Origin of the sequence: Pseudomonas sp. LD120, from assembly GCF_009861525.1 — a bacterium.
In the GTDB taxonomy this organism is placed as follows: domain Bacteria; phylum Pseudomonadota; class Gammaproteobacteria; order Pseudomonadales; family Pseudomonadaceae; genus Aquipseudomonas.
In genome coordinates this window covers 1,479,195-1,505,471 of the sequence record NZ_WVHL01000005.1, presented here as the reverse complement: position 1 = coordinate 1,505,471, position 26,277 = coordinate 1,479,195, and the positions used below count along the sequence as shown (strand labels likewise).

Here is a 26,277-nt window from a genome sequence, read left to right as displayed (position 1 = left end):
ATTGTCGTTATCTTGGGTCAGGCTATTAGAAAGTCTGGCCGAGGGAGAATTGGAACACCTGAGTTTCAGCGTTATTCGGTTTCTTCACTGGCATTGCCAAGGCAAAGCTCAATGGACCCAGGGCTGTGACCCACGTCACACCAACACCCACGGAACTGGCCAGATTGCTGAGACTGATGTCGTTGCACTGCGTATTGGAGGAAACGCCATTGGTGTTTTTTACGTTCGAGCATTTGGAGTCGAACACGTTACCCACATCCCAGAACACCGAAGTCCGCAGAGAACGTTGGTCTTTGACGAATGGCAACGGGAACAACAGCTCGGCACCACCTTGGATCAAGACGTTACCACCGAATGGCAGGGGATCCTGATCACTGTCATAAGCCGTTCCAGCATTACCAGTTACGCCAACACCACGACTTGGGGTACTACGTGGGCCCAAGGTGCTGTCCTTGAAACCACGAACCGAGTTGAAGCCACCAGCATAGTAGTTCTCGTAGAACGGCAAGCCGTCGGTCGAACCATAGCCATCACCGTAACCCAGCTCGGTGTGGAAACGCATGGTGTAGTTTTCAGTCAGCGGCTGGAACAGCTGGCCACGGTAGTCAAGCTTGAAGAACGACAGATCGCTACCTGGAGTGGTGGCTTCCAGAACCAGGCTCTGAGAGTGGCCACGAGTCGCCAGCACGCCTTTGTTCAGAGTCGACTCGGACCAGCCGGCAGACGCTTTGAAGTTCAGATAGCTACTGCCCTGCTGGTTAACGAAATCGAAAATCTCGTCAACGGTGTACAGACCCGTCTTGATCTTGTCCTGCTGCGCAGTCAGACCGAAGGTCAGGCGCGAGGTCTCACTGATCGGGTAACCCACGCTGACGCCGGCACCCAAGCTATCTACCGCATAGCTGGCTACGTTGACGTCAAGGTCCTTGTAGTCAGTGGTGCGATAGAAGGCGTTGTAACCCAGGCTCACGCCATCGGCGGTCCAGTAGGGGTCAACATAGCCGAAGTTGTAGCGGCTCTGGTATTCGCTGCGGGTCAGGCCGATGCTGACCTTGTTACCGGTACCCAGGAAGTTGTTCTGGGTAATGGAACCACCGAGGATCAGACCAGCGCTTTGGGCAAAACCAACACTGGCAGTAATCGAACCGGACGCTTGTTCTTCAACCGCGTAGTTCACGTCAACCTGGTCATCGACACCCGGAACGGCCGGAGTCTCAACGTTGACTTCCTTGAAGAAGCCCAGACGTTCAAGACGGGTCTTGGACTGATCGATCAGGTAAGTCGAAGCCCAGCCACCTTCCATCTGACGCATTTCACGACGCAGCACTTCGTCCTCGGACTTGGTGTTGCCACGGAAGTTGATGCGATTGACGTAAGCACGCTTGCCTGGGTCCACCACGAAGGTGATGTCTACGCTGTGATCTTCGTCGTGAGGCTGGGGCACGCCATTCACGTTGGCGAAGGTGTACCCCTCGTTACCCAGGCGACGAGTGATCAACTCAGAAGTGGTGGTCATCAGCTTGCGCGAGAACACTTGCCCCTTCTCAACCAACAGCAGCGCCTTGATCTGATCTTCAGGCACCTTCAAGTCACCGCTGAGCTTCACATCACGAACGCTGTACTTCTCGCCCTCGTTGACATTCACAGTGATATAGACGTGTTTTTTGTCCGGAGTAATGGACACCTGGGTCGAAGCGATATCCATATTGATATAGCCACGATCCAAGTAGTAGGAACGCAAACGCTCCAGGTCACCGGAGAGCTTTTCACGAGCGTACTTGTCGTCGTTCTTGAAGAACGACAACCAGTTGGTGGTTTTAAGCTCGAACAGGCCGATCAGGTCTTCATCCGGGAAAACCGTATTGCCTACCACGTTGATATGCTGGATGGCAGCAACCGTTCCTTCATTGATATTGACCTTCAGGCCAACACGGTTGCGTGGCTGCGGCACAACTTCCGTGTCGACGGTAGCCGAATAACGACCCTGAGCGACATATTGCCGCTGCAGCTCGTTACGCACACCTTCGAGGGTTGCACGCTGGAAGATTTCACCCTCGGCCAGACCAGACTGTTTCAAGCCTTTCATCAGGTCTTCAGTAGAAATCGCCTTGTTGCCCTCGATCTCGATACTGGCAACCGACGGGCGTTCGACTACCGTAATGACCAGGACGTTGCCATCACGGCCCAGTTGGATGTCTTGAAAGAAACCGGTTTTGAACAGCGCACGAGTGGATTCCACCAGGCGACGGTCGTCCGCCTGCTCGCCGACGTTCAACGGCAAGGCACCAAAGACGCTACCCGCGGAAACGCGCTGGAGGCCGTTGACGCGGATATCGGAGATAGTGAAGGACTCGGCGTGAACTTCGGCGATCATCAATACGGTGAGAACCGCAGTTAGCAGCAGACGTTTCATGAAGTCCTTTCTTATTCCAACTGGCAATAAACAAACTGCCGCAAAATGCGGCAGATTCGCAATTCAGCGAAGCGTTACAGACGACCCAGATCGTTGACCAGAGCAAGCAGCATGACTCCGACCACCAAGCTGATACCGATCTGCATCCCCCAACCTTGCACCCGATCCGACAAGGGACGACCACGCGCCCACTCGATCAGATAAAACAACAGATGCCCCCCATCCAATACGGGGATGGGCAACAAATTCAGAACACCCAGACTGATACTCAGATAAGCCAGGAAATTCAAGAAATCAGCCATGCCCGACTGGGCAGAAGCGCCCGCCACTTTAGCAATGGTTATCGGTCCACTCAAGTTTTTTACCGAGAGCTCGCCGAACAACATTTTCTTCAGTGATTCGAGGGTCAGAACGCTCATGGTCCAAGTGCGCCGGGCACCTTCACCGATCGCCTCCAAGGGCCCGTAGCTGACCTCACGAAGCATCTCTGGCGGCCAATCAACGGCCTTCACCCCGGCCCCCAGGTAACCGCTCGGGGCGTTGCTCTCACCACGACGAGCCAAGGTCACGGGGAGGTCGATTTGAGCACCCTCGCGCTCGACCTGCAGCACAATTTTGCTATCAGGGTGCGCGCGCACCCAATCAACCACTTGCTGCCAGTCATTGAGCGCCTGCCCATCAAGGGCCAACAAACGGTCACCCGTTTTCAGACCAGCAGCCTGTGCCGGGCCTTTCGGATCAAGCTCGGCCAATACCGGTGGCAGCGCTGGGCGCCACGGACGAATTCCCAAAGATCGAATCGGGTCTGGCTCATCCGCGCCCTTGAGCCACTTGTCCAACTCCAACTGACGTGGCGAATCGACTGTTGCGCCCTGCTCGCGCACCATTACCTGCAACGCCCCGGTTTCGCCAAGACGACGCACAAGCTGCAGATTCACCGCCGCCCAACCGGAAGTCGGCTCACCGTCGACGGCGACAATTTCCTGGCCGGCGCTGAGCCCGGCCTTGGCCGCGATACTGCCAACCTCGACCTCACCAATAACCGGCCGCACCTGCTGGCTACCAAGGATCGCCAACCCCCAGAAAAACACCAGAGCCAAGAGAAAGTTGGCAATCGGGCCGGCCGCAACAATGGCAATGCGCTGACGAACAGACTTGCGATTGAAGGACTGATCAAGCTCCTCGACGGCGACATTACCTTCACGCTCATCAAGCATTTTCACGTAGCCGCCCAATGGGATCGCGGCGATGACAAACTCAGTGCCACGGCGATCATGCCAGCGCAACAGAGGCATGCCGAAGCCCACGGAAAAACGCAGCACCTTGACGCCGCAGCGACGCGCGACCCAAAAGTGACCGAATTCGTGGAAGGTGACCAGCACGCCCAGGGCTACCAGGGTGCCGACAATCATATAGAGCGCGCTCATCTACTTTCTCCGCAATCCTATCCGCCGTCACTCGCGCGAGTCGCGAACCCTATCGCCCGTTACGCTGCAGCCATTGTTCAGCCAGGAACCGAGCCTGGACATCTGCGGCAAACACCGCATCCAGCTCATTGACCACAACCGTCGGCTCACGACTCAACACTTCATCGATGATACTCGCGATCTCTGGGTAGCGGATGCGCCGCTCGAGAAATGCCGAAACCGCCACTTCGTTGGCCGCATTCAACATCGCCGGGGCACTGCCTCCGGCTTCAGCCGCTTGGCGGGCCAGGCGCAAACAAGGGAATCGCTGCTCGTCGGGCGCCTGGAAATCCAAGCGAGCAATGGCAAACAAATCCAGCGGCGCCACACCCGAGTCGATGCGTTCCGGCCAAGCCAGGGCATTGGCGATAGGCGTGCGCATGTCCGGATTACCCAACTGCGCCAGCACCGATCCATCGACATAATCCACCAACGAATGAATCACGCTTTGTGGATGCACCACCACTTCGACCTGGGAAGGCTCGGCATCGAACAACCAGCAGGCTTCGATCAGTTCCAGGCCCTTGTTCATCATGCTCGCCGAGTCCACCGAGATCTTGCGCCCCATGGACCAGTTCGGGTGAGCGCAGGCCTGCTCCGGGGACACATGCTCCAACTCTGCTAGCGGCGTTTGACGGAAGGGACCGCCAGAGGCCGTCAACAAAATCCGCCGCACGCCCACCTGACTCAGTCCTCGGGCGAAATCCGCGGGCATGCATTGAAAAATCGCATTGTGCTCACTGTCGATGGGCAGCAACACCGAGCCACTTTTACCCACTGCCTGCATGAACAGCGCGCCGGACATCACCAGCGCTTCCTTATTGGCCAGAAGTATTTTTTTGCCGGCCTCGACCGCCGCCAGGGTTGGACGCAAGCCCGCGGCGCCAACAATAGCAGCCATCACCGCATCGACTTCAGGGGCCGCCGCAACCTCGCACAGCCCTTGCTCGCCCACCAGCACTCGAGTCGCCGAACCGGCCGCTTGCAAATCCTCCTGCAAGCGCCTGGCCGCCGCAGCCTCTGGCACCACCGCAAAGCGTGGCGTGTGGCGCACGCACAAAGCCAGGAGTTCAGCCAAACGACTGAACCCGGTGAGCGCAAAGACCTGATATCGATCTGGGTGCCGGGCAATGACATCCAGCGTACTCAACCCAATGGAGCCAGTAGCCCCAAGAACCGTAATCTGCTGCGCTCGTCTCACAGTGCAGCCATCCACAGCAGCACCGCAAACACAGGAATCGCCGCCGTCAGGCTGTCGATCCGATCGAGCACACCGCCGTGCCCCGGCAACAGGTTGCTGCTGTCCTTGATCCCGGACTGACGCTTGAACATGCTTTCGGTCAAGTCGCCAATCACCGAGATAAAGACCACGATAGCGGCGCCCAGCAGCCCCAGAACGATCTGCCCCAGGGTCCAATCACGAAACACCCCAACCACCGCGGTAATCACCAGGCTCAACGCCAGGCCACCATAAACGCCCTCCCAGCTCTTGCCAGGGCTGACTTGCGGCGCCAACTTGCGCTTACCAAAAGCCTTGCCAGAGAAATAAGCGCCGATATCCGCCCCCCAAACCAGCACCATCACCGCCATGATCAGCCAGTTACCCAGCGGCAACTGCTTGATGAACACCAGGCCCTGCCAGGCCGGCAACAGGATCAACAGACCAATCAGCAGCTTGGGAGCCGCGCCGGACCATTGCTCGCTGGTGCGCGGATAAGTGAGCACCAGGAAAGTCGCCAGCCCCCACCACATCACCGCCGCCCCCAAAACCCAGGGCGCAACACCCGGAACCAAGTGCATCAAAAACAACAGCGCCGCCACCGCCAGGGCGTAGCCAAAACGAGCCGGCTGCGCCTCGAAACCCGCCAGGCGCGCCCATTCCCAAGCCCCCAGTGTCACCACCAGGCCGATAAACAGAGCGAACCCCGAACCTGTAAGCAGGAAAAACCCGCACAAGGCGATTGGCAACAGGATCAGCGCAGTAATGATTCGTTGTTTAAGCATTAAACCCGGGCTCCAGCCTCGACTTGCTCGCTCGTTTTACCGAAACGTCGCTGTCGAGATGCATAATCGGCCAGCGCAGTACGCATGGCTTCGTGTTTGAAGTCCGGCCAGAACAGGTCGGAGAAGTACAGTTCGGCGTATGCCAACTGCCACAGCAGAAAATTGCTGATGCGATGCTCACCGCCGGTGCGGATGCACAGATCCGGCAACGGCAGATCGCCCGTCGCCAGACAGGTCTGCAACAGATCGGGAGTGATGTCCTCGGGCCGCAGATGACCGGCCTGAACCTCACGCGCCAGCCGCTGGGCAGCCTGGGCAATGTCCCACTGCCCGCCATAGTTGGCAGCAATCTGCAGAATGAAACGATCGGGGCCGGCAGTGATAGCCTCCGCTTCGCGCATCGCCGCTTGCAGCTCGGGATGAAAACGCGAGCGATCGCCAATGATCCGCAGACTGATGTTGTTCTCATTGAGGCGCTTGGCCTCACGGCGCAGCGCCTTGAAGAACAGATCCATCAAGGCACTGACTTCATCAGCCGGGCGTTGCCAGTTTTCACTGGAAAAGGCAAACAGGGTCAGGACTTCAACCTTGGCCTCGGCACACACTTCGATCACTGCACGCACCGCATCGACACCCGCTTTATGCCCGGCAACACCCGGCATAAAGCGTTTTTTGGCCCAGCGGTTATTACCGTCCATGATGATCGCGACATGACGCGGCACCGAGGACAACACGGACTGCTTGGTCTTTTCCATGAAAACGCCTGACCCTTAAACGGCCATCAAGTCCTTTTCTTTTTCCTCAGTCGCCTTGGCGATCTGAGCTTCAAAGTCCTTGATCAGCTTATCGATTTCGGCGCTGCCACGACGCTCTTCGTCTTCGCTGATTTCCTTGTCCTTGGTCAGTTTCTTCAACTCGCCCAGGGCATCGCGACGGATATTGCGCACGGCAACCCGTGCATCTTCGGCAGCGGCGCGCGCCTGCTTGGTGAAGCCCTTGCGGGTTTCCTCGGTCAGCGGCGCCATCTTGATCAGCAGCAGCTCGCCCAGGTTGGTCGGATTGAGGTTAAGACCGGCACTGCCAATGGCCTTGTCGATGGCTCCGAGCATGTTGCGCTCGAATGGCACCACTTGCAGGGTCTGGGAGTCCTTCACGGTGACGTTGGCAACGCCGCTCAACGGCGTGTCGGCACCGTAGTAAGGCACCATCACACTGCCCAGGATACTGGGGTGCGCCTTGCCGGTGCGGATCTGGCCGAATGCATGGGCCAGCGACTCCACTGATTTCTTCATACGCTCTTGAGCGTCTTTTTTGATTTCGTTGATCATTGCTCGCCTTCCTCGATCAGGGTTCCTTCAGCGCCACCATGCACGATATTCAGCAGGGCGCCAGGCTTGTTCATGTTAAATACCCGCAGCGGCATCTTGTGGTCGCGGCACAGACAGATAGCCGTCAGGTCCATCACTCCCAGCTTGCGATCCAGCACTTCATCGTAAGTCAGATGATCGAACTTCTCGGCATGCGGGTCCTTGAACGGGTCGGCAGTGTAAACACCATCGACCTTGGTTGCCTTGAGCACTACGTCGGCATCGATCTCGATAGCGCGCAAGCAGGCTGCGGAGTCGGTCGTGAAGAACGGGTTGCCGGTACCGGCCGCGAAGATCACCACCTCCTTGGAGTTCAGGTGGCGCATGGCCTTGCGGCGGTCATAGTGATCGGTCACGCCGACCATGGAAATGGCAGACATCACGATCGCCGAGATATTCGCACGTTCCAGGGCGTCGCGCATGGCCAGGGCATTCATCACAGTGGCCAGCATGCCCATGTGGTCGCCCGTAACCCGATCCATACCGGCTGCGCTCAATGCAGCACCACGGAACAGGTTGCCACCACCGATCACCAAGCCCACCTGCACACCGATGCCAACCAACTGGCCAACTTCCAGCGCCATGCGATCCAGCACCTTGGGATCGATCCCGAACTCTTCCGAGCCCATCAGGGCCTCGCCGCTAAGCTTGAGTAGAATGCGTTTATAGCGAGCTTGATAACCACTGCCCTGCTGAGCCATTGCGAATCTCTCCTGCGGCGTATTTTAAAAATTCTTTGCGGGCTGTTTGCAGCCAGCGCGTTCACTCTAGCTTGGCGCTGTCACAGCGCCATCAGAACACGGCTTTGTAAACCGGTTCCGAGGATAAACAACTAAATTACCCTGCCCATTTGAAAAGAGGCTGCGCGCGTGAGCGGGCAGCCTCTTCTGGGCGACAGTTAAAAAACCGTCTTATTGCTTGCTGGCAGCAGCCACTTGAGCAGCAACTTCTTCAGCGAAGTTGTCGACTGGCTTCTCGATGCCGTCACCTACTTTGAAGTAAGTGAAGGAAACGATTTCAGCGTCACCCTGCTTGGCCAGAGTACCAACGGTCACTTCTGGGTTCTTCACGAAGGCTTGCTCGACCAGGCTGGCTTCGGCCAGGAACTTGCTGATACGGCCAGCAATCATCTTCTCGACGATCTCAGCAGGCTTACCTTTCATCTTGTCTTCGTTGAGGCTCATGAACACGCCTTTCTCGCGTTCGATCGCTTCAGCGGAAACCTGCGAAGGCAGCAGGAACTCAGGGTTGCTAGCCGCTACGTGCATGGCGATGTCTTTGGCCAGCTCGGCATTGCCGCCCTTGAGCACCGCAACCACACCGATTTTGTTGCCGTGCAGGTACGAACCAACAACGTCACCTTCAATACGAACCAGGCGACGGATATTGACGTTCTCACCGGTCTTGGCAACCAGAGCCAGACGCGCTTCTTCCTGAGCTTCGATCAGCGGAGCGACGTCAGTCAGTTTCTCGGCGAAAGCCTTGTCAACGCTGGCAGCAACGAAGTTCTTGAAGTCGTCCTGCAGAGCCAGGAAGTCGGTCTGCGAGTTAACTTCGATGATCACGGCAGCTTTGCCGTCTTCTTTGATAGCGATGGCGCCTTCAGCAGCAACGTTGCCTGCTTTCTTGGCAGCCTTGATGGCGCCGGAAGCACGCATGTCATCAATGGCTTTCTCGATGTCGCCGCCAGCCTTGGTCAAGGCCTTTTTGCAATCCATCATGCCTTCGCCGGTACGCTCGCGCAGTTCTTTGACCAACGCTGCAGTAATCTCTGCCATTTTCAAATTCCTCTTGGATAGGTTTTCAACCATTCCACCCGATCGAACGGGCGTTCAATTCTTGGGCACTGCCCCGAACTCACTTCATAGCAGCCCTGCGTTACAAAAACGCTCGGGGCGCAACGGCAAAATGATTTTCGAGCTGGCAAAAAGGGGGCCAAGCCCCCTTTTTGCGTGCTGAGTAACGCTAAGCGTCAGTTACTCAGGCTTCAGCCGCCGGCGCTGCAGCTTCTTCGAACACTTCGGTGCCGCCAGCAACGTTGTTGCGACCACGGATTACAGCATCAGCCATCGAACCCATGTACAGCTGGATGGCGCGAATGGCGTCATCGTTGCCTGGGATGATGTAGTCAACGCCTTCCGGGCTGCTGTTAGTATCGACAACGCCAATGACCGGGATGCCCAGCTTGTTGGCTTCGGTGATCGCGATGCGCTCGTGGTCAACGTCGATCACGAACAGCGCGTCAGGCAGGCCGCCCATGTCCTTGATACCACCCAGGGAACGATCCAGCTTTTCCAGATCGCGAGTGCGCATCAGCGCCTCTTTCTTGGTCAGCTTGGCGAAGGTGCCGTCTTCGGCTTGCACTTCAAGGTCACGCAGACGCTTGATGGAAGCACGGATGGTTTTGTAGTTGGTCAGCATGCCGCCCAACCAGCGGTGATCGACGTACGGCGAACCGCAACGTGCTGCTTCTTCAGCAACGATCTTGCCAGCGGAACGCTTGGTGCCGACGAACAGAATCTTGTTTTTGCCCTGGGCCAGACGCTCTACGAAAGTCAGCGCTTCGTTGAACATTGGCAGGGTTTTTTCAAGGTTGATGATGTGAATCTTGTTACGCGCGCCGAAAATGTACTTACCCATTTTCGGATTCCAGTAACGGGTTTGGTGACCGAAGTGCACACCGGCCTTCAGCATATCGCGCATGTTGACTTGGGACATGATAGTTCCTTAATAAGTCGGGTTAGGCCTCCACGCATCCCAATGACCAACCAACAGCATCCGCTGAGGGCACCCAGGTCATCGTGTCGACACGTGTGTGGGTTTGGGCTTTTCGGGGCATCCCCGGAAAGCGGCGCATTTTATACCACAGCAAGGGCCAAAACGGAACCCGGATTCACACTCTGTGATCGGTACGGTTTTTGCCGTGCCCTTCGAATCGGTCCAAAATACGCCCCTGTACCAAGACAAGCGCCAGCAGAACCTCAGATTTGCGCTGGGCGTCTGTTAGAATCGCACCTTTGCGGCTTCTGAAAACCTCACCGGCCCTACTCAGGTCCAGCCTTGCAAAGGCGTGTTTTCAAGCCATTCCGTGTTTATCGCGCCCTAGGGCGTCAAGAGAGCCTGTATGACCGTCACCCTCAAAACTCCCGAGGACATCGCCAAAATGCGTGTCGCCGGCAAACTGGCCGCCGAAGTGCTGGAAATGATTGCCGAGCATGTCAAACCCGGGGTCACCACCGAAGAACTGGACCGCATCTGCCATGACTACATCGTCAATGTGCAGGGCGCGATCCCGGCCCCGCTGAACTACAAGGGCTTCCCCAAGTCCATCTGCACCTCGATCAACCACGTGGTGTGCCACGGCATCCCCAACGAGAAGCCGCTCAAAGATGGCGACACCCTGAACATCGACGTCACCGTCATCAAGGACGGCTACCACGGCGACACCAGCCGCATGTTCCACGTCGGCACCGTGCCAGTCTGGGCCGAGCGCCTGTCGCAGATCACCCAAGAGTGCATGTACAAGGCCATCGAACTGGTGAAGCCGGGCTGCCGCCTGGGCGACATCGGCGAAGTGATCCAGAAGCACGCGGAAAAGAATGGTTTCTCGGTGGTACGCGAATTCTGCGGCCATGGCATCGGCAAGGTGTTCCACGAAGAGCCGCAGATCCTGCACTACGGCCGCGCCGGTACCGGCATGGAACTCAAGGCCGGCATGACCTTCACCATCGAGCCGATGATCAACCAGGGCAAGGCCGACACCAAGGTGCTGGGCGATGGCTGGACCGCCATCACCAAAGACCGCAAGCTTTCGGCGCAGTGGGAGCACACCCTGCTGGTGACCGAGACCGGCTACGAGATCTTCACCCTGCGCAGCGATGACACCATCGCCCGGGTTTCTGCCTGATCCACAACGCCGCGTCCCGACCTTATAGATAGAAAGGAAAGCCATTCGATGCCGCAGGTGGACCCCGAACTCTTCGACCGCGGCCAGTTCCAGGCGGAACTGGCCCTCAAAGCCAGCCCTATCGCAGCCTTCAAGAAGGCGATCCGTCAAGCACGGGACGTGCTCGACAACCGCTTTCGCAGTGGACGCGAGATTCGCCGGCTGATCGAAGACCGTGCCTGGTTCGTCGATAACATCCTGCAAAAGGCCTGGGACCAGTTCAGCTGGAGCACCGAGGCCGACATTGCCCTGGTGGCGGTCGGTGGCTACGGACGCGGCGAGCTTCACCCCTATTCAGACATCGATCTGCTGATCCTCCTGGACAGTGCCGATCACGAGATCTTTCGCGACTCCATCGAACGCTTTCTCACCCTGCTCTGGGACATTGGCCTGGAAGTCGGGCAAAGCGTGCGCTCGGTGGACGAGTGCGCCGAGGAGGCCCGGGCCGACCTGACGGTAATCACCAATCTAATGGAAAGCCGCACCATCGCCGGCCCCGAGCACCTGCGCCAGCGCATGCTGGACGTCACCAGCACCGCGCACATGTGGCCGAGCAAGGACTTCTTCCTGGCCAAGCACGCCGAACAGAAGGCCCGCCACCACAAGTACAACGACACCGAATACAACCTGGAACCCAACGTCAAAGGCTCCCCCGGCGGCCTGCGGGATATCCAAACCATTCTCTGGGTCGCACGCCGTCAATACGGCACCCTGAACCTGCGTGCCCTGGCCGGCGAAGGCTTCCTGGTAGAAAGCGAGAACGCCCTGCTGGCCTCTTCCCAGGAGTTTCTGTGGAAGGTCCGTTACGCCCTGCATATGCTCGCCGGGCGTTCCGAAGACCGCCTGTTGCTGGATCACCAGCGCTCCATCGCCGAACTGCTGGGGTTCACTGGCGAAGACGCCAAACAGTCGATTGAAAGCTTCATGCAGCAGTACTACCGGGTGGTGATGAGCATCGCGCAACTGAGCGACCTGATCATCCAGCACTTCGAAGAAGTGATCCTCGCCCCCGAGGACGAAGCCCCGCCCCAGCCGATCAACGCCCGCTTCCAACTGCACGACGGCTATATCGAGGCGATCAACGACAACGTATTCAAGCGCACGCCGTTCGCCATGCTGGAAATCTTCGTGCTGATGGCCCAGCACCCGGAGATCAAGGGCGTGCGCGCCGACACCATTCGCCTTTTGCGCGAACACCGGCACCTGATCGACGACGACTTCCGCCACGACATCCGCAACACCAGCCTGTTCATCGAACTGTTCAAGTGCGAAATCGGCATCCACCGCAACCTGCGGCGAATGAACCGCTACGGCATCCTCGGGCGCTACTTGCCGGAGTTCGGCTTCATCGTTGGGCAGATGCAGCACGACCTGTTCCACATCTATACCGTGGACGCTCACACGCTGAACCTGATCAAGCACCTGCGCAAAATGCAGTACACGCCGATCTCCGAGAAATTCCCCCTGGCCAGCAAGCTCATGGGCAAGCTGCCCAAGCCCGAGCTGATCTACCTGGCTGGCCTGTACCACGACATCGGCAAGGGCCGTCACGGCGATCACTCGGAAATCGGCGCGGTGGATGCCGAGGCCTTCTGCGTGCGCCACCAACTGCCGCAGTGGGACACCCGACTGATCGTCTGGCTGGTGCAGAACCATTTGGTCATGTCCACCACCGCCCAGCGCAAGGACCTGTCAGACCCGCAAGTGATTCATGATTTCGCCCAGATCGTGGTCGACCAGACCCGCCTCGACTACCTCTATGTACTGACGGTCGCCGACATCTACGCCACCAACCCGACCCTGTGGAACTCCTGGCGCGCCAGCCTGTTGCGCCAGCTCTACACCGAGACCAAGCGCGCCTTGCGCCGCGGCCTGGAGAACCCGGTGGACCGCGAAGAGCAGATCCGCCAGACCCAGAGCGCAGCCCTGGACATCCTGGTGCGCAACGGCACCGACCCGGACGAAGTGGAGCAACTCTGGTCCCAACTGGGGGACGACTACTTCCTGCGCCACACCGCCGGCGACGTGGCCTGGCACAGCGACGCGATCCTCCAGCAGCCAGCCGAGGGCGGACCGCTGGTGCTGATCACGGAAATCACCCAGCGCGAATTCGAGGGCGGCACCCAGATCTTCATCTATGCCCCGGACCAGCACGACTTCTTCGCGGTGACCGTGGCCGCCATGGACCAGCTCAACCTCAACATCCATGACGCGCGCATCATCACCTCCAGCAGCCAGTTCACCCTCGACACCTACATCGTCCTGGACAACGACGGCGAATCCATCGGCAACAACCCGCAGCGAGTCGAGCAGATCCGCAAGGGCCTGACCGACGCCCTGCGCAATCCCGACGACTACCCGACCATCATCCAGCGCCGGGTACCGCGCCAACTCAAGCACTTCACCTTCGAGCCCGAGGTGACCATCCACAACGACGCCCAGCGTCCGGTCACTGTGCTGGAGCTCAGCGCCCCGGACCGCCCCGGCCTGCTGGCGCGGATCGGCAAGATTTTTCTGGAGTTCGACCTGTCGCTGCAAAATGCCAAGATCGCCACCCTGGGCGAGCGCGTGGAAGACGTGTTCTTCATTACCGATGCGCACAACCAGCCCCTTTCCGACCCCCAGCTGTGCAGCCGCTTGCAGGACGCGATCGTCGAACAACTGAGTGTCAGTCACGAACCAACGGTCGAAATGACCCGCCTGAGCATCTGATGGCTCTGAACCAGCGCTTTGAGTGAGATACCGCACCGATGAACAACGCTCTGAACCAGTTGCAGCCCTACCCGTTCGAAAAGCTGCGCGCCTTGCTTGGCACCGTGACGCCCAACCCGGACAAGCGCCCCATCGCCCTGTCCATCGGCGAACCCAAGCACCGCTCACCGAGCTTTGTCGCCGAGGCCCTGGCCAGCAACCTCGATCAGATGGCGGTCTACCCCACCACCCTGGGTATCCCGGCGCTGCGCGAAGCCATCGCCGGCTGGTGCGGACGGCGCTTTGGCGTGCCCGCAGGCTGGCTCGACCCGGCGCGCAACGTCCTGCCGGTCAATGGCACCCGCGAAGCGCTGTTCGCCTTCACCCAGACCGTGGTCAACCGCGGTGATGACGCCCTGGTGGTCAGCCCCAACCCGTTTTATCAGATCTACGAAGGCGCGGCCTTCCTCGCCGGAGCCAAGCCGCACTACCTGCCGTGCCTGGACGAAAACGGCTTCAATCCGGATTTCGACGCCGTGCCGGCCGAGATCTGGCAGCGCTGCCAGATCCTCTTCCTGTGCTCGCCGGGCAACCCCACCGGCGCGCTGATCCCGCTGGACACTCTGAAAAAACTGATCGCCCTGGCCGACGCACACGACTTCGTGATCGCCGCCGACGAGTGCTACAGCGAGCTGTACTTCGACGAACAGACCCCACCGCCAGGCCTGCTCAGCGCCTGCGTCGAACTGGGCCGCAAGGACTTCAAGCGTTGCGTGGTATTCCACAGTCTGTCCAAGCGCTCCAACCTGCCAGGCCTGCGCTCCGGCTTCGTTGCCGGCGACGCCTACATCCTCAAGGGCTTCCTGCTGTACCGCACCTACCACGGCTGCGCCATGCCGGTACAAACCCAACTGGCCAGCGTCGCCGCCTGGAACGATGAAGTGCACGTACGCGCCAACCGTGCCCTGTACCGTGAGAAGTTCGACGCGGTGCTGGCAATCCTCGCGCCAGTCCTGGACGTGCAGCGCCCGGACGGCAGCTTCTACCTGTGGCCGAACGTGGCCGGGGATGACGCCACCTTCTGCCGGGACCTGTTCGAGCAGGAGCACGTGACCGTGGTTCCGGGCTCCTACCTGTCACGAGAGGTGGACGGCAGCAACCCGGGCGCCGGACGGGTGCGCATGGCGCTGGTCGCGCCGCTGGCGGAATGTGTTGAAGCCGCCGAGCGGATTCGCGATTTCGTATTGCGTCGCCGCTAAGCGAGTTCGCCGGCCAGCCAGCTCCGGGGGGAGTGACACTGGCTGGCCAGCACCTCACCGCATCACTTCACCTGCCCCAGATTCGCCTCGCTCATGTCCAGGTCCGCCAGCACTTCGCGCAGCACATCATCACCGATCTGGTGATGTCGGCTCAGGCGGTACAGTTCCAACCGTTGCGCACGCAAGGCCTTGAGCCGTAGGCGCTGCTCCAGCAAATCCATCTGCAACGCCAGGGCCTGGGCCTCGGCAGAATCGTTGTAGACCTCCAACTGATGCCGATACTCAGCCATCAAGCGCCCTTTGAGCTCTATGGCCAATGCCGCTTGGGCAGCGTCCGGGACCTCACTGGTTTCGCCGACCTCTTCCCCTTCCAGCGCGTGGATCGCTGCTTCGGCCGTCTTGCGCCAGGCATCACGAACCTCACCACGGCGCTTGTCGTCAGGGCTTTTCACAAGCCCGCGCAACAGCAAAGGTAGAGCGATGCACGCAGCCACCAGGGACAGCAGGATCACCCCGGCGGCAATGAAAATCAGCAGATCACGCTCCGGGAATGCTTCGCGCCCGCCGAGGAATAAAGGCACCGACATCACGCCGGCCAGGGTCACCGCCCCGCGCACACCTCCCAGAGTCAGCAGCCAACAGGAACGCGCCGTGGGCACCAGGGTCAGTTCGCCCTTGCCACGCCAGCGCCGCAGCAGGCCGGACAGACGCCAGATGCTCTGCACCCAGATGAAGCGCAACAGCAGCAGCACCAGGAAAATCGCCAGCACATCCAGGCAACGAAAGAACAGGGTCGGCCAGAGCGAGGTTTCGTGACTGACCGCCGCCTTGATGATGTCTGGCAGTTGCAGGCCCAGCAGCAGGAAAATCAACCCGTTGAAGGCAAATTCCAACAGCGACCAGACGCTGCGGTTGAGCAACCGGGTGCTGGTCTGGCGTGGCAGCAGGTCGAGCCAGCTCTGCATCATCCCGGCCGCCACCGCCGAAAGGATGCCCGAAGCGCCCAGACGCTCGGCCACGACATACGCGGCGAACGGCAGCAGCAACATGAACACCACATGAGTCGCCGGATCATCCCAGCCACGGCCGATCATCCAGGCCCTCAGGCGTCCCACCAGCCAGCTCAGGGCCACACCCACGGCCAGACCACCTACCGCCACCAGGACAAAAGCCAGACTGGCATTGGCCAGGGAGAACACCCCAGTGATGGCTGCCGCCAACGCGAACTTAAACGTCACCAGGCCGGTGGCGTCATTCATCAGCGCCTCGCCCTGGAGCATATGCATCAACGGGGTCGGCAGGCGGTGCTGAGAAATGGCCGACACCGCCACGGCATCGGTGGGCGACAGCACGGCGGCCAGGGCGAAGGCCACCGACAAGGGAATGGTCGGCAACAGCCAGTGAATGAAGTACCCGGCCCCCACCACGGTGAACAACACCAAGCCCACCGCCAGCGTCAGAATCGGACCACGCAGGTGCCAGAACTCACGCTTTGGCATACGCCAACCATCGGAAAACAGCAGCGGTGGCAAAAACAGAAAGAGGAACAGCTCCGGGTCCAGGGCCACATGCAAACCCAGGGTCGGCCAGGCGAGCAAGGCTCCAGCAGCAATCTGCAGCAGGGGCAGAGGCAGTGGAATCAGCCGTCCGACAAGGCGCGATAGGCTCACCAGCATCAGCAGGATGAGGACGGTATAGGCGGTTTGCATAAAGCGAAAATCCAGGGTTTAACAGGAAAAATCGTACACATCTCAGCCGAGAATCGCCGACGAAGTGCCATATTAGCCCCTTAAACTCATCACCGACCGCTGCACAAAAGTCGCAAGCCCCGTCACCCGCTGCGCAACAACCTGCGACAAAGCCGAGTTCAGGCCGACGCCGAAGCGCCGTGGTCGTGGCATAATCCGTGACCTTTCATCTCCGGCATCTCCAAAGGGGGCAATTCCTTGACCGCTTCAAGCAAAACGTTGCACCTTTTCGGCATCAAAGCCTGCGACACCATGAAAAAGGCGCGCACCTGGCTCGATGAACACGCTGTCAGCTATGACTTCCATGATTACAAAACCTCCGGCATTGACCGTGAGCACTTGAACCAATGGTGCGACGAGCACGGCTGGCAGGTGGTGTTGAACCGCGCAGGCACAACCTTTCGCAAACTCGATGACGAAAGCAAAGCCGATCTCGACCAAGCCAAAGCCGTTGAACTGATGCTCGCGCAACCTTCGATGATCAAGCGCCCGGTGCTCGACCTCGGAGACAAGACCCTGATTGGCTTCAAGCCAGACCTTTACGCAGCGGCGCTCAAGTAAGCCTGCTCACTCAATTTCGCAAGAGGTAACTGCATGTCCACTACTCTGTTCAGCCTGGCATTCGGTGTCGGCACCCAAAATCGTCAAGGCGCTTGGCTGGAAGTGTTCTACGCATCGCCACTGCTCAATCCTGCCGCCGAAATCGTTGCCGCTGTCGCACCGATCCTCGGTTACAGCGAAGGCAACCAGGCCATCACCTTCAGCACCGCCCAAGCCGCGCAGATGGCCGATGCGCTGAAAAGCATCGACGCCACCCAAGCCGCTCTGCTGACCCGCCTGGCCGAAAGCCACAAGCCGCTGGTCGCCACGCTGCTGGCTGAAGACACCCAACTGACCTCCACCCCCGAGGCCTACCTCAAGCTGCACCTGCTGTCCCATCGCCTGGTCAAACCCCACGGCCTGAGCCTGGCCGGGGTGTTCCCGCTGCTGCCGAACGTGGCCTGGACCAGCCAGGGCGCCATCGACCTGGGCGAATTGGCCGAGCGTCAACTGGAAGCCCGCCTGCGCGGTGATCTGCTCGAAGTGTTCTCGGTGGACAAGTTCCCGAAAATGACCGACTACGTGGTGCCGAGCGGTGTGCGTATCGCTGACAGCGCGCGGATCCGCCTGGGTGCCTACATTGGCGAAGGCACCACCGTGATGCACGAAGGGTTCGTCAACTTCAACGCCGGTACCGAAGGCCCGGGCATGATCGAAGGCCGTGTCTCGGCTGGCGTATTCGTCGGCAAGGGCTCGGACCTGGGCGGCGGCTGCTCGACCATGGGCACCCTGTCGGGCGGCGGCAACATCGTGATCAAGGTCGGCGAAGGCTGCCTGATCGGCGCCAATGCCGGTATCGGCATTCCCCTGGGCGATCGCAACACCGTGGAGTCGGGCCTGTACGTGACCGCTGGCACCAAGGTCGCACTGCTGGACGAGCACAACCAACTGGTCAAAGTGCTCAAGGCCCGGGAACTGGCCGGCCAGCCGGACCTGTTGTTCCGCCGCAACTCGGAAACCGGCGCCGTGGAGTGCAAGACCCACAAGTCGGCGATCGAGCTGAACGAAGCGCTGCACGCTCACAACTAGGCCTGTAGGACAACTCGCCGAGCAAAGATCAGGCAAGACAAAAGCGGGCGAGGAAGCGCAGTGTAGGGACCTACATGAGCATTCCGAGCCTGCTTCTACGTAACGCCGAAGGCGCCCAGCGCGCCAGCGCGATCGAAGCGCAGGCAGTTTTCCTGCAGAGCTGAAGCAGTGATTCGGTTTCATCGGAACCGGCCGGGCGCTTATTATCAGCGCCCGGCCGGTTCAAACGAGTTCTACCACCATGCTTGTAGCCTCCCTCTGGCGCGCCGATTTCCCGGCCATCGCCGCCCTGCAACGCCAGGACCAGACGTACCTGGACAACGCCGCCACCACACAAAAGCCCCAAGCCCTGCTGGATGCACTGGCCCACTACTACGCCAATGGCGCGGCCAATGTGCATCGCGCGCAACACTTGCCCGGCGCCCATGCAACCCAAGCCTTCGAGAACACTCGCCACAAAGTTGGCCATTGGCTCAATGCCGGTGACCGCGGGCAGATCGTCTTCACCCACGGCGCCACATCCGCGCTGAATCTCCTGGCTTACGGCTTGGAGCACCAATTCGACAGCGGCGACGAGATTGTCATCAGCGCCCTGGAACACCACGCCAACCTGCTGCCCTGGCAACAACTGGCCCAGCGCCGTGGCCTGACGCTGATCGTCTTGCCCCTGGATGCCGACGGCCTGATCGACCTCGATACGGCGAGCCGCTTGATCGGCCCGCGTACCCGCCTGCTGGCCGTCAGCCAACTGTCCAACGTGCTCGGCGCCTGGCAGCCCTTGCCTGCGCTACTGGCCATGGCCCAAGCCCAAGGTGCGCTGACCGTCATCGACGGCGCCCAGGGCGTGGTCCACGGCCGCCACGACGTGCAGGCCCTGGGCTGCGACTTCTATGTGTTCTCCAGCCACAAGCTCTACGGGCCGGACGGAGTCGGCGTGCTGTTCGGCCGTCATCAGGCGCTCAAGCAACTGCGCCACTGGCAGTTCGGCGGCGAAATGGTCCAGGACGCCGACTACCAGCACGCCAGTTTCCGCCCGGCGCCCCTGGGCTTCGAGGCCGGCACGCCGCCGATTGCCGCAGTCATCGGCCTGGGCGCCACCCTGGATTACCTCGCCGGCCTGGATCAGCAAGCGCTGAGCGAGCATGAAGCGGCACTGCATGCCTACCTGCTGCATGGCCTGCAGGCGCGCAATGGCATCCGCTTGTTGGGCTCGCCGCAGGTGGCCCTGGTCAGTTTTGTCGTCGATGGCGTGCACAACGCCGACCTGGCCCACCTGCTGACCGAACAAGGCATCGCCGTGCGCGCCGGGCATCACTGCGCCATGCCACTGATGAAAAGCCTGGGGCTGGCCGGAGCGATCCGGGTGTCCTTGGCCCTGTACAACGACTCCGAAGACCTGGAACGCTTCTTCGAAGCCCTGGATCAAGCCCTGGAGTTGCTGCGATGAGCCTGCCGGCGGAAGCTCTCGCCGCCCTGGAGGTGTTCCAGGGGGCTACCGGCTGGGAACAGCGGGCACGCCTGCTGATGCAATGGGGCGAGCGCTTGCCGGCCCTGAACGAGGCCGACAAGGTCGAAGCCAATCGGGTGCATGGCTGTGAAAGCCAGGTCTGGCTGGTGGCGGCCCTGGAGAACGGTCATTGGCAATTTGCCGCCGCCAGCGACGCGCGGCTGATTCGCGGTTTGGTGGCCTTACTGCTGGCCCGGGTCAACGGCCTGACGGCGCAGCAATTGCACGAAGTGGACCTGGCGGACTGGTTCAACCAGCTGGGCCTGTCGCGCCAGCTCTCGCCATCGCGCAGCAATGGTCTGAACGCCGTGCTGCAACGCATGAACCAACTGGCCGCCCCCCTGTAGCCGCTGCCGAGCCTGCGAGGCTGCGAAAAGCTCCACAGGACCTTGCTTGGCGATCTCCCGCCAGACCTCTAGCGGCCTCAAGCCCCCACGGCCCGCCGGGCCGCTCGCGGCAGCAGCGGCTACAGAGGGTTGCTGCGTTCAGATGGGCGACGCACGCCGGCAACGATCTTGTCCACCGCCTTGGTCGCGGCCACCATGCCGAAGGTTGCGGTGACCATCATCACCGCGCCGAAGCCGCCAGCACAGTCGAGCTTGACCCCATCGCCGACAAAGCTCTTTTGCAGGCAGATGCTGCCGTCCGGCTTCGGATAGCGCAGTTGTTCGGTGGAGAACACGCAAGGCACGCTGTAATGTCGGGTTACGGTGCGCGAAAAACCGTAGTCGCGGCGCAAGGTGGAACGCACCTTGGAGGCCAGCGGGTCATTAAAGGTGCGGTTCAGGTCACAGACCTGGATCAGCGTGGGATCGATCTGCCCGCCGGCGCCGCCGGTGGTGATGATCTGAATCTTGCGCCGCTTGCACCAGGCGATCAGCGCCGCCTTGGCGTTCACGCTGTCGATGCAATCGATCACGCAATCGATGTTCGGGGTGATGTACTCGGCCATGGTGTCGCGGGTGACGAAATCCGCCACCGCGTGCACCCGACAATCCGGGTTGATCCCGCGCAGGCGCTCGGCCATGACCTCGACCTTGGGCCTGCCCACGGTACTGTCCAGGGCATGCAGTTGCCGGTTGCTGTTGCTGACGCAGACGTCGTCCAGGTCAAACAGCGTGATTTCACCAACGCCGCAACGGGCGATGGCTTCCGCTGCCCAGGAACCGACGCCACCGACGCCGACGATGGCCACATGGGCCGCCCGCAGCCGTTCCAGACCATCAGTCCCATACAAACGGGCGACGCCGGCAAACCGTGGATCTTCTGTACTCATGACCATCACCTAAAAAACCGGCGCGCATTATAGAGCTTCACCGCGACAAGTTCTCAGCCGCCAGCTACAAGTTAAGAACTTAAACGCAAATACAGTGCCCAAGGCCCGCTTTCCTTTGTGCGCTGTACGCTCAGTTGAAGGCCGGTGTAGGATGCCCGCCGTTTGGCCCCCGCCAACCTTTCCCTCGTTCCACACCCTTTGGAACCCGAAATAGCTATGTCATCGCGTAAATTTGGACTCAACCTGGTGATCGTGCTGGCCATCGCCGCACTGTTCACTGGCTTCTGGGCGTTAATCAATCGCCCGGTCTCGGCTCCTGACTGGCCGGAACAGATCTCCGGCTTCTCCTATTCGCCTTTCCAGCAGGGCCAGTACCCACAAAAAGACCAGTACCCGTCCGACGATGAAATGCGTCGTGACCTGGAGATCATGAGCAAGCTGACCGACAACATCCGTACCTATTCGGTGGACGGCAGCCTGCAGGATATTCCCAAGCTGGCGGAAGAGTTCGGCCTGCGGGTGACCCTGGGGATCTGGATCAGCCCGGACCTGGAACGCAACGAACGGGAAATCATGCGCGCCATCGAACTGGCCAACAGCTCGCGCAGCGTAGTCCGCGTGGTGGTGGGCAACGAGGCGATTTTCCGTAAGGAAATCACTGCTGACCAACTGTCGGTGGTGCTCGACCGAGTCCGTGCTGCGGTGAAAGTACCGGTGACCACCTCGGAGCAATGGCACGTCTGGGAAGAAAACCCCGGACTGGCCAAGCACGTCGACCTGATCGCCGCGCATATCCTGCCCTACTGGGAATTCATCCCGGTGGACAAAGCCGGCCAGTTCGTCCTCGATCGCGCCCGGGACCTGAAAAAGATGTTCCCGAAAAAGCCGCTGCTGCTGTCCGAAGTCGGCTGGCCGAGCAATGGCCGCATGCGTGGCGGGGCAGACGCCAGCCCTGCGGATCAGGCGATCTACTTGCGAACCTTGGTCAACGAGCTCAATCGCCAGGGCTACAACTACTTCGTCATCGAAGCCTTCGACCAACCGTGGAAAGCCAGCGACGAAGGTTCGGTGGGCGCCTACTGGGGCGTGTTCAACGCCGCGCGCCAGCAGAAATTCAACTTCGAAGGGCCGGTGGTGGCGATCCCGCAATGGCGAGTGCTGGCCATCGCTTCCGGGGTGCTGGCACTGCTGTCGCTGACCCTGCTGATGATCGACGGTTCGGCCCTGCGCCAGCGTGGCCGCACCTTCCTGACCTTCATCGCGTTTCTCTGCGGCTCGGTGCTGGTATGGATCGGCTATGACTACAGCCAGCAATACAGCACCTGGTTCAGCCTGACCGTGGGCTTCCTGCTGGCCCTCGGCGCGCTGGGGGTGTTTATCGTGCTGCTCACCGAAGCCCACGAACTGGCGGAAGCGGTGTGGATCCACAAGCGCCGGCGCGAATTCCTGCCGGTGGAAGGCGACTCCAGCTACCGACCGAAAGTCTCGATCCATGTGCCCTGCTACAACGAGCCGCCGGAGATGGTCAAACAGACCCTCAACGCCCTCGCCAACCTCGATTACCCGGACTTCGAAGTCCTGATCATCGACAACAACACCAAGGACCCGGCGGTCTGGGAACCGGTGCAGGCCTATTGCCAAACCCTGGGCCCGCGCTTCAAGTTCTTCCACGTCGCGCCATTGGCCGGCTTCAAGGGCGGCGCCCTGAACTACCTGCTGCCGCACACCGCCAAGGATGCCGAAGTGATCGCGGTGATCGACTCCGACTACTGCGTCGACCGCAACTGGCTCAAGCACATGGTGCCGCACTTCGCCGATCCGAAGATCGCCATCGTGCAGTCGCCCCAGGACTACCGCGACCAGAACGAAAGCACCTTCAAGAAGCTCTGCTACGCGGAATACAAAGGTTTCTTCCATATCGGTATGGTGACCCGCAACGACCGTGACGCGATCATCCAGCACGGCACCATGACCATGACCCGGCGCTCGGTGCTGGAAGAACTGGGCTGGGCCGACTGGTGCATCTGCGAAGACGCCGAGCTGGGCCTGCGAGTGTTCGAGAAGGGCCTGTCGGCTGCCTACTACCACGAAAGCTACGGCAAGGGCCTGATGCCCGACACCTTCATTGACTTCAAGAAACAGCGTTTTCGCTGGGCCTATGGCGCGATCCAGATCATCAAGCGTCATACCGCCAGCCTGCTGCGCGGCAAGGACACCGAGCTGACCCGTGGCCAGCGCTACCACTTCCTTGCGGGCTGGCTGCCGTGGGTGGCGGACGGCATGAACATTTTCTTCACCGTCGGCGCCCTGCTGTGGTCGGCAGCGATGATCATCGTGCCGCAACGGGTCGACCCGCCGCTGCTGATTTTCGCCATCCCGCCGCTGGCGCTGTTCGTGTTCAAGGTGGGCAAGATCATCTTCCTCTACCGCCGGGCGGTGGGGGTCAACCTCAAGGACGCGTTCTGCGCGGCCCTGGCCGGCCTGGCCTTGTCCCATACCATCGCCAAGGCGGTGCTGTACGGTTTCTTCACCAGCAGCATTCCGTTCTTCCGCACGCCGAAGAACGCCGACAACCACGGCTTCTGGGTGGCGATCTCGGAAGCCCGGGAAGAGCTCTTCATCATGCTGCTGTTGTGGGGCGCGGCGCTGGGGATCTTCCTGGTGCAAGGCCTGCCGAGCAACGACATGCGCTTCTGGGTGGCCATGCTCCTGGTGCAGTCGCTGCCCTATGTGGCGGCTCTGGTCATGGCCTTCCTTTCGTCGCTACCAAAACCTGCGGAACACCCCGAGCCGGCTCCAGCCGCCTAAATCGATGCAAAGCACTAAACGGCGGCCTCAGGCCGCCGTTTTGCTTTAAGATATGCGCCATTTTGCGCGCCACGCCCACCACTTGTAGGAGCTGGCTTGCCAGCGAACAGAGCGCCACGGTATGTCTGCCCAACCGCCATTGCCGCCCCGCCGGCACCTACACAATGCCTTGCACCGGAGTTACCCATGACGGCCCACGCCGAGCTTTCGCCGACCCTGCAACTTGCCTGTGATCTGATCCGCCGCCCCTCGGTGACGCCGGTCGACGCCGACTGCCAGAAACTGATGATGCAGCGCCTGGGCGACGCCGGCTTCAAGCTGGAACCGATGCGCATCGAGGACGTGGACAACTTCTGGGCCACCCATGGCCGGCATGAAGGCCCGGTCTTGTGCTTCGCCGGTCACACCGACGTGGTGCCCACCGGCCCAGTCCAGGCCTGGCAGAACGACCCGTTCGAAGCCCTGATCGATGAGCACGGCATGCTTTGCGGTCGTGGCGCGGCGGACATGAAAGGCAGCCTGGCGGCGATGCTGGTGGCTGCCGAACGCTTCGTCGCTGATTACCCGGATCACAAGGGCTCGGTGGCCTTCCTCATCACCAGCGACGAAGAAGGCCCAGCGCACCACGGCACCAAGGCGGTGGTGGAACGCCTGGCGGCGCGCAAGGAGCGCCTGGACTGGTGCATCGTCGGCGAGCCTTCGAGCACCAGCCTGGTGGGCGACGTGGTCAAGAACGGCCGCCGCGGCTCCCTCGGCGCCAAGCTCACGGTGCGTGGGGTACAGGGCCACGTGGCCTACCCGCACTTGGCAAAGAACCCGATCCACCTGGCGGCTCCGGCCCTGGCGGAACTGGCGGCCGAACATTGGGACGACGGCAATGCCTTCTTCCCGCCCACCAGCTTCCAGATTTCCAACCTCAACTCCGGCACCGGTGCCACCAACGTGATCCCCGGTGAGCTGGTGGCGGTGTTCAACTTCCGCTTCTCCACCGAATCCACCGTCGAAGGCCTGCAACAGCGGGTCGCGACGATCCTCGACAAACATGGCCTGGACTGGCATGTGGAGTGGGCCTTGTCCGGCCTGCCGTTCCTCACCGAACCCGGCGCCCTGCTGGACGCGGTCTCGGCCAGTATCAAGCAGGTCACCGGCCGCGAGACCCAGGCGTCCACCAGCGGCGGCACCTCCGACGGACGTTTCATCGCCACCCTGGGCACCCAAGTAGTGGAGCTGGGCCCGGTCAACGCCACCATCCACCAGGTCAACGAGCGGATTCTGGCCAGCGACCTGGATGTGCTGACCGAAATCTACTACCAGACCCTGATCAAGTTGCTCGCCTGATGCTCGCCTGCCCTCTTTGCAGCGCCCCGCTGAACGCCCTGGATAACGGCGTGGTGTGCCCGGCTGGGCATCGTTTCGACCGCGCACGCCAGGGCTACCTGAATCTGCTGCCGGTGCAGCACAAGAACAGCCGTGACCCGGGTGACAATCAGGCCATGGTCGAGGCCCGTCGCGACTTTCTCAACGCCGGCCACTACGCGCCGGTGGCCAGGCGCCTGGCGCAACTGGCGGCCGAGCGTGCGCCCCAGCGCTGGGTCGACATCGGCTGTGGCGAGGGTTACTACACCGCGCAACTGGCCGAGGCCCTGCCCGACGCCGATGGCTATGCCCTGGATATTTCCCGGGAAGCGGTGAAACGTGCCTGCCGCCGGGCGCCGCAGCTGACCTGGATGGTCGCCAGCATGGCGCGCATTCCCCTGGCCGATGCCAGCTGCCAGTTCCTCGCCAGCGTCTTCAGCCCCCTCGATTGGCTGGAGGCCAAGCGCCTGTTGAGCCCCGGTGGCGGCCTGATGAAAGTCGGTCCGACCAGCGGCCACCTGATGGAGCTGCGCGAGCGCCTGTACGACGAAGTGCGCGAATACAGCGACGACAAGCACCTGGCCCTGGTGCCGCCAGGCATGGCCCTGGCCCACAGCGAAACCCTGGCGTTCAAGCTGAGCCTGGAGCGCCCGGAAGATCGCGCCAACCTGCTAGCCATGACGCCCCACGGCTGGCGCGCCAGCGCCGAGCGACGGGCCGCGGTGATCGAGCAAGCCGAGCCTTTCGAGGTCAGCGTATCGATGCGCTACGATTACTTCGTGCTGCAATAACCCCACTTAATCCACG

At 60.8% G+C, this 26,277-nt stretch carries 21 protein-coding genes; 10 read left to right on the top strand and 11 right to left on the bottom strand.

All coding sequences use genetic code 11. The features are described from left to right. Window positions 1-25 precede the first annotated feature (25 nt). The 9 genes from bamA to rpsB all read right to left on the bottom strand — a co-directional run bounded on the left by bamA (window position 26) and on the right by rpsB (window position 9,968). The gene (bamA, locus tag PLD_RS21140; protein WP_159896141.1) at window positions 26-2,413 is read right to left on the bottom strand and encodes an outer membrane protein assembly factor BamA; all 2,388 of its coding nucleotides are present in this window, start codon (window positions 2,411-2,413) and stop codon (window positions 26-28) included. A 74-nt stretch (window positions 2,414-2,487) separates the two neighbouring features. Next, entirely contained in the window at window positions 2,488-3,840 is a 1,353-nt protein-coding gene (gene rseP, locus PLD_RS21135) for a sigma E protease regulator RseP (RefSeq protein WP_159896139.1), read from the bottom strand. A gap of 49 nt (window positions 3,841-3,889) precedes the next feature. Next, window positions 3,890-5,080 carry a 1-deoxy-D-xylulose-5-phosphate reductoisomerase gene (gene ispC, locus PLD_RS21130; RefSeq protein WP_159896137.1) on the bottom strand — a complete coding sequence of 397 codons (1,191 nt, stop codon included), beginning with the start codon at window positions 5,078-5,080 and terminating at the stop codon, window positions 3,890-3,892. After that, window positions 5,077-5,883 (bottom strand): phosphatidate cytidylyltransferase, encoded by an 807-nt coding sequence (locus PLD_RS21125; RefSeq protein WP_159896135.1) that lies wholly within the window; start codon window positions 5,881-5,883, stop codon window positions 5,077-5,079. Before PLD_RS21125 ends, ispC begins: the two co-directional genes overlap by 4 nt. Continuing rightward, the gene (gene uppS / locus PLD_RS21120; protein ID WP_159896133.1) at window positions 5,883-6,638 is read right to left on the bottom strand and encodes a polyprenyl diphosphate synthase; all 756 of its coding nucleotides are present in this window, start codon (window positions 6,636-6,638) and stop codon (window positions 5,883-5,885) included. The genes PLD_RS21125 and uppS overlap by 1 nt, the downstream gene beginning before the upstream one ends. A 15-nt stretch (window positions 6,639-6,653) precedes the next feature. Continuing rightward, a complete protein-coding gene (gene frr / locus PLD_RS21115; RefSeq protein ID WP_159896131.1) occupies window positions 6,654-7,211 on the bottom strand; it encodes a ribosome recycling factor in 558 nt (185 codons plus the stop codon). Then, on the bottom strand, window positions 7,208-7,951 hold the full coding sequence (pyrH, locus tag PLD_RS21110) for a UMP kinase (protein WP_011059526.1): 744 nt from the start codon (window positions 7,949-7,951) through the stop codon (window positions 7,208-7,210). The genes frr and pyrH overlap by 4 nt, the downstream gene beginning before the upstream one ends. Window positions 7,952-8,161: 210 nt before the next feature. Further along, complete coding sequence (gene tsf / locus PLD_RS21105) at window positions 8,162-9,028, bottom strand: translation elongation factor Ts (RefSeq protein ID WP_159896129.1); 867 nt, start codon at window positions 9,026-9,028, stop codon at window positions 8,162-8,164. A gap of 202 nt (window positions 9,029-9,230) precedes the next feature. After that, the gene (gene rpsB, locus PLD_RS21100) at window positions 9,231-9,968 is read right to left on the bottom strand and encodes a 30S ribosomal protein S2 (RefSeq protein ID WP_011059524.1); all 738 of its coding nucleotides are present in this window, start codon (window positions 9,966-9,968) and stop codon (window positions 9,231-9,233) included. 406 nt (window positions 9,969-10,374) lie between these two features. Here rpsB and map point away from each other — a divergent pair, with 406 nt between their 5' ends. Genes map through dapC form a run of 3 tightly spaced genes read left to right on the top strand, consistent with a single transcriptional unit; the run spans window position 10,375 to window position 15,146 of the window. After that, window positions 10,375-11,157, top strand: a complete 783-nt coding sequence (gene map / locus PLD_RS21095) for a type I methionyl aminopeptidase (protein ID WP_068580424.1) — start codon at window positions 10,375-10,377, stop codon at window positions 11,155-11,157. Between the two features lie 48 nt (window positions 11,158-11,205). Beyond that, on the top strand, window positions 11,206-13,908 hold the full coding sequence (locus PLD_RS21090) for a [protein-PII] uridylyltransferase (protein WP_159896127.1): 2,703 nt from the start codon (window positions 11,206-11,208) through the stop codon (window positions 13,906-13,908). A gap of 38 nt (window positions 13,909-13,946) precedes the next feature. Continuing rightward, window positions 13,947-15,146, top strand: a complete 1,200-nt coding sequence (dapC, locus tag PLD_RS21085; protein ID WP_159896125.1) for a succinyldiaminopimelate transaminase — start codon at window positions 13,947-13,949, stop codon at window positions 15,144-15,146. 62 nt (window positions 15,147-15,208) lie between these two features. Here dapC and PLD_RS21080 read toward each other — a convergent pair whose 3' ends face one another. Next, window positions 15,209-16,855, bottom strand: a complete 1,647-nt coding sequence (locus PLD_RS21080) for a Na+/H+ antiporter (RefSeq protein ID WP_159896123.1) — start codon at window positions 16,853-16,855, stop codon at window positions 15,209-15,211. 237 nt (window positions 16,856-17,092) lie between these two features. Between PLD_RS21080 and PLD_RS21075 the strand changes: the two genes are divergently transcribed. The 4 genes from PLD_RS21075 (at window position 17,093) to PLD_RS21060 (ending at window position 20,377) form a co-directional block, all read left to right on the top strand. After that, window positions 17,093-17,455, top strand: a complete 363-nt coding sequence (locus tag PLD_RS21075) for an ArsC family reductase (RefSeq protein WP_011059519.1) — start codon at window positions 17,093-17,095, stop codon at window positions 17,453-17,455. A gap of 33 nt (window positions 17,456-17,488) precedes the next feature. Then, on the top strand, window positions 17,489-18,523 hold the full coding sequence (dapD, locus tag PLD_RS21070) for a 2,3,4,5-tetrahydropyridine-2,6-dicarboxylate N-succinyltransferase (protein WP_159896121.1): 1,035 nt from the start codon (window positions 17,489-17,491) through the stop codon (window positions 18,521-18,523). Window positions 18,524-18,764: 241 nt separating this feature from the next. After that, window positions 18,765-19,970, top strand: coding sequence for an aminotransferase class V-fold PLP-dependent enzyme (locus PLD_RS21065; protein WP_159896119.1), 1,206 nt, complete (start codon window positions 18,765-18,767; stop codon window positions 19,968-19,970). Continuing rightward, the gene (locus tag PLD_RS21060; protein WP_159896117.1) at window positions 19,967-20,377 is read left to right on the top strand and encodes a SufE family protein; all 411 of its coding nucleotides are present in this window, start codon (window positions 19,967-19,969) and stop codon (window positions 20,375-20,377) included. Before PLD_RS21065 ends, PLD_RS21060 begins: the two co-directional genes overlap by 4 nt. A 119-nt stretch (window positions 20,378-20,496) precedes the next feature. Here the strand turns inward: PLD_RS21060 and tcdA are convergent, their stop codons facing one another. After that, the gene (gene tcdA, locus PLD_RS21055; protein ID WP_159896115.1) at window positions 20,497-21,312 is read right to left on the bottom strand and encodes a tRNA cyclic N6-threonylcarbamoyladenosine(37) synthase TcdA; all 816 of its coding nucleotides are present in this window, start codon (window positions 21,310-21,312) and stop codon (window positions 20,497-20,499) included. A gap of 210 nt (window positions 21,313-21,522) precedes the next feature. Between tcdA and PLD_RS21050 the strand changes: the two genes are divergently transcribed. The 3 genes from PLD_RS21050 (at window position 21,523) to PLD_RS21040 (ending at window position 26,261) form a co-directional block, all read left to right on the top strand. Beyond that, on the top strand, window positions 21,523-24,114 hold the full coding sequence (locus PLD_RS21050; RefSeq protein WP_159896113.1) for a glycosyltransferase: 2,592 nt from the start codon (window positions 21,523-21,525) through the stop codon (window positions 24,112-24,114). Between the two features lie 186 nt (window positions 24,115-24,300). Further along, window positions 24,301-25,452, top strand: a complete 1,152-nt coding sequence (gene dapE / locus PLD_RS21045) for a succinyl-diaminopimelate desuccinylase (protein ID WP_159896111.1) — start codon at window positions 24,301-24,303, stop codon at window positions 25,450-25,452. Then, window positions 25,452-26,261, top strand: a complete 810-nt coding sequence (locus PLD_RS21040) for a putative RNA methyltransferase (protein WP_159896109.1) — start codon at window positions 25,452-25,454, stop codon at window positions 26,259-26,261. The genes dapE and PLD_RS21040 overlap by 1 nt, the downstream gene beginning before the upstream one ends. Window positions 26,262-26,277 lie beyond the last annotated feature (16 nt).